The organism is Finegoldia magna, from assembly GCF_018371055.1.
Taxonomy (GTDB): Bacteria; Bacillota; Clostridia; order Tissierellales; family Peptoniphilaceae; genus Finegoldia; species Finegoldia magna_I.
The window spans coordinates 1-7695 of the sequence record NZ_JAGYZD010000069.1; the positions used below are offsets into that span (position 1 = coordinate 1).

Sequence of the window (7695 nt, forward strand, 5' to 3'; positions counted from 1 at the left end):
TACTACTGCAAATTACGAAGCGAGAAAGTACGGTTTGCATTCTGCGATGCCAATATTTCAAGCGAAAAAGATCGTTCCAAATCTTGTTATAGTACCTCCGGATTTTGAAAAATACAGAAGAAACAGCGAGAAAGTTTTCAAGGTTTTGTCGGCTTTTTCTTCAAAAATTCAAAAGATGAGTATAGATGAAGGTTGCATGGATATTTCTCATACAGATATGGACAGATTGGAGTTGGCAAATCTAGTCCAAGAAAATGTCAGGATAAAAACGGGATTGTCTATCTCTATAGGAATTAGCTACAATATGAGCCTTGCAAAGCTTGCGTCAGATTGGAACAAGCCTCATGGAATCAAAATTATCACACAGGATGATATTCCAGATATTTTGATGAACTTAAATGTTGGTAAGATTCAAGGAATTGGTAGAAAATCTGAGGAAAAACTAAATAATATTGGGATAAAAAAAGTATGCGATTTGTATGATTTATCCAGAAATAATTTGAGAGAATTATTTGGTAAATTTGGCGAAGTGATTTACGATAGAATTCGTGGTATTGACGATAGACAGTTGGATTTGTCAAGAATTAGAAAATCTATTGGCGTTGAGTACACTTTTGAAAGAGATTTGAGAAATTACAATGAGTTACTAAAAAAAGCCAGTGAATTCAGCGAAGAATTGGCGGAAGATCTTCATAAGAAAAATATTAAAGCGAAAACAATTAGGATTAAAATAAAGCTTAGCGATTTTTCGGTGATTACAAAATCAATGACTCTTGATGAATACATTAGTGATGTCAAGGATATTTACAGGATTGTGAAGTATCTTGTGGTTAACACTAAAATTGAAAAGCCTGTCAGACTTTTTGGGATTACTGCTGCAAACCTTAGCGACACGACTTTTGAGCAGTTAAAATTTTTATAGTAAAAAACTTTGCATAATACCTTGCAATATTTACTACTGTGTATTATAATGTAATCAGGAGGTAAGGTATGAACACACAATTAAAAAAAGGGATTTTAGAATTATGTGTCTTATCGGTTATATCTAAACAAGACAGCTACGGATACGAAATTATAGATCAGATAAAAGATAAGATACCAATGAGCGAAGGAACAATTTATCCTATGCTTAGAAGATTGAAAAACGACAAATACTTGGAAGATTACACTGAACAATCAGAGTCAGGTCCATCTAGAAAATACTATAAGATAACAGACGAAGGAAAAACTTATTTGCACTCACAACTTGAAGATTATAAAAAATTGGTTGAAAGTGTTAAGACCTTGTTAGAGGAGGGTTTTTAAATGAATAAAGAACAATTTATGGAACTTTTAGATTATTATTTCAGAAATGTCGACGAAACAACTTACAGAGAAATAAAGAATGATTACGAAGAACATTTTAGAATCGGCGTTGAAAACGGAAAAACTGAAGAAGAGATTTCAACTGAATTAGGTAATCCAAGAGAGATATTCAACGAATGTAAAGAAGCTGGAATCATCAGAGAAAACAACTTGTTTGGTATGTTTAACTTGGATAGCATTGGTGATTTCTTTAATTCCAAAATTTTTGACCAATCTAAAGACAAAGACTATGATTTATCACAACAAACATTGGAATTCGACAATGATTTCCACAGAATTGAAGTTAAATCAAATGCAGACATAGATGTGTCAACTCACGAATTGGACAAAATTATCGTAACTTACACTACAACTGATGAAACACAAAAGTTAGATGTAGATTATATGAATCACGTGTTGAAGCTTGGCAAAGTTAAAATGGAAAAATTCTTCCAAAAAAGTTTCATCAAATCAATTTCTATCAAAATTCCACAAGACAGTGATTTGGGATTAAACATTGCGACAGCAAGTGGAGATGTAAATGTAGATGTTATTAGTAATGATGTTACTTGCAACACTTCAAGTGGTGATGTAAATATCACTACACAATCGAACAATGTAAATGTCAACACTGCAAGTGGAGATGTTCAAGTTTCCAAATGCAAAAAAGAAATTTACGTTAATACTGTAAGCGGTGATGTGAAGGTGAATTCTGAAAATCCAGAAATCACAGTGAACACTGTAAGTGGAGATATCGAAATCGATGTGAACGAAAACAAAGATTTGAATGTGAGAGGTGTATCTAGCGATATTAATATCCATATCAAAGAAAAGAAAGGTTCTATAGAACTTAGAACTGTTAGCGGTGAAATTCAAATCGATAGTTACTACAAAGATAGTTCGAAAAAAATCAGTAAATCTCACGACCAATCATTCTCAAATGATGAAATCGAAATTAGTGCTGCAACAGTTAGTGGAGATATTACTGTAGATTAGAATTTAAATAGACTGCAATGATTTTTCGTTGCAGTTTTTTTATTGTAAATTTACAGTTAAATATTATTATAACGTAAAAAAACATTGAAAATATGATAAAATAGAAGGTAATATGGAGGAATAATAATTTTGAAAATAATAGTAACTTGCGCATTCGGTTTGGAGAGTTTAGTCAAAAGACAACTTTTGGATATGGGCTATGAAAATTTGAATGTAAACGACGGAAGAATAATGCTTGAATGCGATGAAAAAGATATCGCAAAATTAAATATAAATTTGAGATGTGCAGACAGAGTTCTAATCGAATTGGGTAATTTTAAGGCTGTATCATTTGAACAACTTTTTAAGGGCGTTGAAAAAATAAATTGGTTAGATATTTTGGAAGCGGATTCTAATTTTATTGTAGAAGGCAGAAGTTACAAATCAAAATTATTTTCTATTAAAGACTGTCAATCGATTACAGAAAAGGCGATTATTAAATCTCTTCAGAAAAAATACAAGGTGGATTGGTTCTCAAAATCCAAGGGGAGATTTAGGATTGAAGTTAGTCTTGTAAAAGATATTTGTTCGATAACTTTGGATACCTCGGGAGACGGACTTCACAAAAGAGGCTACAGAGAAGAATCAGTTCTTGCCCCTATAAGAGAAAACTTAGCAGCAGGAATTATCGATTTGTCATTTGCAAACAGCGACAGACCTCTTGTGGACTTGTTCTGTGGTAGTGGAACTTTTGCGATAGAAGCTGCGAGAAAATTCAGAAATATTGCACCAGGGATTGACAGGAAATTCGATTTTATTAACTTTAATGATAAATTCAACGATGCCTACAAACAAGAGCGTACCAAAGCCTTGGAGAGCATTGATTACGATAAAAAGATAGATATTTTCGCTAGTGATGTGGACGGCTCAGCGATTGAAAAAGCAATAGCAAATGCGGAAAATGCTGGAGTCAGGGAGGATATTAGATTCGTGACGAGAGATTTCAGAAATGTTGTGTTAAATGATAATTACTTCGTTCTAATATCTAACCCACCTTATGGAAAAAGGCTTGGCGAAAGACAAGAAGCCGAGAAAATTTATAAGGATTTGGGAATTAAAATGGCGAAATTCAAGACCGCCTCACAATATATAATCACAGATTGCGAAGAGTTTGAGAAATTTTACGGCAAAAAAGCATCTAAAAATAGAAAGATGTACAACGGAAATATGAAGTGTTATTTGTATCAATATTTTGGTCCGAGACCTAAATAGGAGGAGATATCCTTGGAGAAGAAATCAAGTGAAGATGTTAGTGATTTCAAAGGATCTGATTACGAAGTTCTAAATTCTATGAAGGATTTAGTTAGAGTAATAGATAAAGATGGGGTAATAATATTTGCCAATACTAGCATGATAAAATCTATGCCTATCAATCCAATAGGAGTGAATTGCTATTTGGATTATAGTGAAGATTTTCCAAAATGTTTGGCAGATAGGAAATACCGTTTGAACAGCACTATCAAAGAAAAAAGAAAAATAAATGGCGTGGATTATTCCATAACTTCTTCTCCAGTTATGGATAAAGATGGAGAAGTGGTAAGTACTGTCGAGGTTTTCAGAGATATTTCAAAAGAGGTCAAAACTCAGATTGATTTGATTAATGCGAACAAGGACATCAAGGATGAAATCAAGTTCGCCAAGCACATTCAAAGCAAAACTTTGCCTAGTAAGGGTGAGCATGTCGGTTTGGATTTGGATTACAGCTATATTTCATCTAGGGATTTGTCTGGAGATATCATTGATTGCATAGATATTGACGAAAGATTTGTAGGAATTTACATCGCAGATGTTGTGGGCCATGGGATTGCGGCATCTATTCTGACGATGTTTATCAGACAGACAATGAGGTATTTGGTAAGTAGAATTACAGATTCTAGACCAAAAAGAGTGCTGAAGGATTTGAATACCACATTTACTGAACTTAATTTATCGGTGGACAAATATTTTACGATTTTTTATGGGTTATACGATAGAAAACTCAAAATATTTTCATATGCAAATGCTGGTCACAATGGTATTCCACTTTTGATTTCAAATTATAAATTAGAAGAATTAAAAGTTACAGGTCATCCTATCTCTCCAATGTTTGAAGGAGTTGGGTTTGATCAGAGAGATATATTGGTCTCCAGTGGTGATGAATTAATTATGTACACTGATGGGATAACTGAAACTAGAGGATTTGACAACGAATTTTACGGCGAAGAAAGACTAAAAAGAGATTTAATGAAAGTTCCAGATAGAAGAATTGAATACGTGTTAAACGAGGTGAATTCTTTTAGATTTTTGGAACAGGATGACGATATTGTTCTAGTGAGTTTGAAGGTTCTATAGGAGGAAATATGTTCAAGCTAGATTTTTCAAATACGACAAGTCATAATTCGGTGGATACTTTGAGAACAGAATCCTTAAATGCTTTAGAAAAGCTTTTAAATAAATCCTGTGAAGGTAAGGAATTCACAGGATGGATTGATTTGCCTAAAAATTACGACAGAGAAGAATTCGAGAGAATTAAAAAATGTGCTAAGAAGATAAGAGAAACGTCTGATTGTTTAGTTGTTATTGGAATCGGTGGAAGTTATATGGGAGCTAAGGCGATTGATTATGCGATGAGCGATTATTTTGAGAAATCGGGCATCGAAATCATCTACGCTGGTTTCCAATTGTCTTCTACGTATTTGGCTGAACTTTTGGAATATTTGAAGGACAAGGATTTTTGTGTAAATGTAATTAGCAAATCGGGAACTACTACAGAACCTGCAATCGCTTTTAGATTTATAAAGGAATTAATGGATGAAAAATACACAAAAGAAGAACAAAAGAGCAGAATTTTCGCCACTACTGATAAACAAAAAGGTGCATTGAAAGAATTGTCTGATATCAATGGTTATGAAACTTTTGTAGTGCCAGATGACATCGGTGGAAGATTTTCCGTTCTAACTTCTGTTGGATTGTTGCCACTTTGCGTAAAAGGATTGGACATTGATCAATTGATGGTGGGTGCAGCAAATGCAATGGAAGATTTTACAAAACTTGACTATGAGTCAAATTTTGCACTGCAATACGCTTCATTCAGAAATAACATGTATCGCAATGGAAAAGACATCGAAATACTTATTAATTACGAAATGAGATTGAAATATTTTTCTGAATGGTTCAAGCAATTATTCGCAGAATCGGAAGGAAAAAACAATAAGGGAATATTCCCAATGATGTGTAATTTCACGACGGATTTGCATTCAGTGGGTCAAATGATTCAAGATGGACAAAAAAATGTATTTGAAACTGTGATTTCAGTAGAAAATCCACGCAAAGATTTGTATATAAAATCCGATGCTGATAATTTGGATAATCTGAATTATTTGAGCGGTAAATCAGTAGATTATGTGAATAAGATGGCTATGCAAGGAACGCTTAATGCGCACTTGTCGTCAAATGTTGAAAGTGTTGTCGTGAAAATTGATGAGATTAATGAAGAAAATCTAGGATATATGATTTATTTCTTTGAAATGAGTGTAGCAATTTCAGCACTTGTTTTAGGAGTGAATCCTTTTAATCAACCAGGAGTTGAAGAATACAAGAAGCAAATGTTTAAACTATTAGAAAAGCCGGGTTATTAATATGAAAGAGAATTTAAAGAAAATAATTTTGTACGAGAAAAGTTACGAGGTTTCGAAAATAATATTGGTTTTATTGACGTCTGTACTATTTTTGAAATGTGCGAAGGTTGACCATGTTTTTGTCAAATCGTTTTTTATTACGGTACTTTCATTTGTACCTATAATTGGAGCAGGAGTGTATTTTGTTCCAGCAATCATTCTTAATTTATTAGAATCAAATACACTCAATTTGGCGATTTATGTGTGGTTGTTATTGGCAGTAATATGTATTGACAGAATACTCTACAGTGTTTTTTATGATTTGCCGTTTGATTACAGCCCGATATCTTATGTGATTATGGGAATGATTTTATATTTGATATTTGGGAAATACATATTGTTGGTGTTCGCACTTTCAGTGTGTGCAGTTACAGTGTACAACAACTACAACAAGTATAAGAAAACAAAAGTTTTTTACAAAAAAGCAACGTTTAATTTTATTGATTTGAAACAAATTATACAAGAGAAATAGAAATACGGAGGAAATAGTGGAAAAATTATTGATTGCAAGAGGAAACGAAGATATCGAACTTCTTTCAAATAAAGTAAATCAACATGGGCTTATTGTAGGAGCGACTGGAAGCGGAAAGACAGTTACATTAAAAGTGTTGTGCGAATATTTCTCAGATTTGGGAGTGCCAACTATTTTGTCAGACGTTAAGGGAGATTTGTCAAACTTAGCATCGGTTGGTGAAATGAACGATAATCTTAAATCTAGACTAGATGAAATGAATATCACTGATTTTAATTTCAAAAACTATCCTGTAAATTTGTGGGATGTTTACGGAGAAGCTGGACTTCCATTGAGAGTTTCAGTTTCTGAAATGGGTCCGATTTTGTTATCGCAAATTTTGGATTTGAACGATACACAAGCTGGAATTTTGAATATTGCATTCAGGGTTTCAGATGAGGAAGGACTATTGTTGTTGGACATAAAAGATTTGCGTTCTATGCTTAATCATTTGTCAGACAACAGGGAAGTTTATTCAAAAAAATACGGAAATATCACAACTCAAAGTATCAGTGCAATCATGAGAAAATTATTGTACATCGAAGATATGGGTGCAGATAAATTCTTGGGAGAACCAAGTTTGGATATAAGAGATTTGATGAAGACAGATTCTGATGGACGCGGATTTGTGAATATAATTTCTGCGGCAAAACTTATCAACGATAAAAACTTGTATTCAATGTTTTTGTTGTGGCTATTATCAGAACTTTTCGAATCACTACCAGAAGTTGGCAATCCAGAAATCCCAAAACTTGTGTTCTTCTTTGACGAAGCACATTTGTTATTCGATAATGCAAACAAGATGATAATGGATAAAATCGAACAAGTTGTAAGACTCATTCGTTCAAAAGGTGTGGGAATATTCTTCATAACACAAAACCCACTAGACATTCCAGATTCGATTTCTTCGCAATTAGGAAATAGAATTGTGCATCAATTGAGAGCTTTCTCTCCAAAAGAATTGAAGGCTGTGCAAAAAGTTTCTGAAACTTTCAGAGCAAACTCAGATATGAATGTAAAAGATGAAATTGTAAACTTAAGAACAGGTGAAGCGTTGATTTCATTTTTGGATGAAAAAGGAGCACCAAGTATAACTAAAAAAGGACTTGTACTTCCACCACACTCATCGTTTACGCCACTTTCTCAATC

At 33.3% G+C, this 7695-nt stretch carries 8 protein-coding genes; all 8 read left to right on the forward strand.

Annotated features, from left to right (window positions below):
- Positions 1-922, forward strand: a 922-nt coding sequence (gene dinB, locus KHW44_RS04305) for a DNA polymerase IV (RefSeq protein ID WP_304066394.1), incomplete at its 5' end; no start/stop codon positions are given.
- Between the two features lie 68 nt (positions 923-990).
- A complete protein-coding gene (locus KHW44_RS04310) occupies positions 991-1305 on the forward strand; it encodes a PadR family transcriptional regulator (RefSeq protein WP_094205238.1) in 315 nt (104 codons plus the stop codon).
- Positions 1306-2340: a DUF4097 family beta strand repeat-containing protein gene (locus KHW44_RS04315; RefSeq protein ID WP_002835631.1), complete on the forward strand. Its 1035-nt coding sequence runs from the start codon at positions 1306-1308 to the stop codon at positions 2338-2340.
- Between the two features lie 129 nt (positions 2341-2469).
- The gene (locus KHW44_RS04320; RefSeq protein ID WP_304066398.1) at positions 2470-3591 is read left to right on the forward strand and encodes a class I SAM-dependent RNA methyltransferase; all 1122 of its coding nucleotides are present in this window, start codon (positions 2470-2472) and stop codon (positions 3589-3591) included.
- Positions 3592-3603: 12 nt separating this feature from the next.
- Positions 3604-4710 carry a SpoIIE family protein phosphatase gene (locus KHW44_RS04325; RefSeq protein WP_304066401.1) on the forward strand — a complete coding sequence of 369 codons (1107 nt, stop codon included), beginning with the start codon at positions 3604-3606 and terminating at the stop codon, positions 4708-4710.
- An 8-nt stretch (positions 4711-4718) separates the two neighbouring features.
- Positions 4719-5996 (forward strand): glucose-6-phosphate isomerase, encoded by a 1278-nt coding sequence (locus tag KHW44_RS04330; protein ID WP_304066404.1) that lies wholly within the window; start codon positions 4719-4721, stop codon positions 5994-5996.
- A 1-nt stretch (position 5997) separates the two neighbouring features.
- Positions 5998-6507, forward strand: coding sequence for a hypothetical protein (locus tag KHW44_RS04335; RefSeq protein WP_304066407.1), 510 nt, complete (start codon positions 5998-6000; stop codon positions 6505-6507).
- 16 nt (positions 6508-6523) lie between these two features.
- The coding region (locus KHW44_RS04340) for a helicase HerA-like domain-containing protein (protein ID WP_304066409.1) at positions 6524-7695 on the forward strand (1172 nt) is incomplete at its 3' end.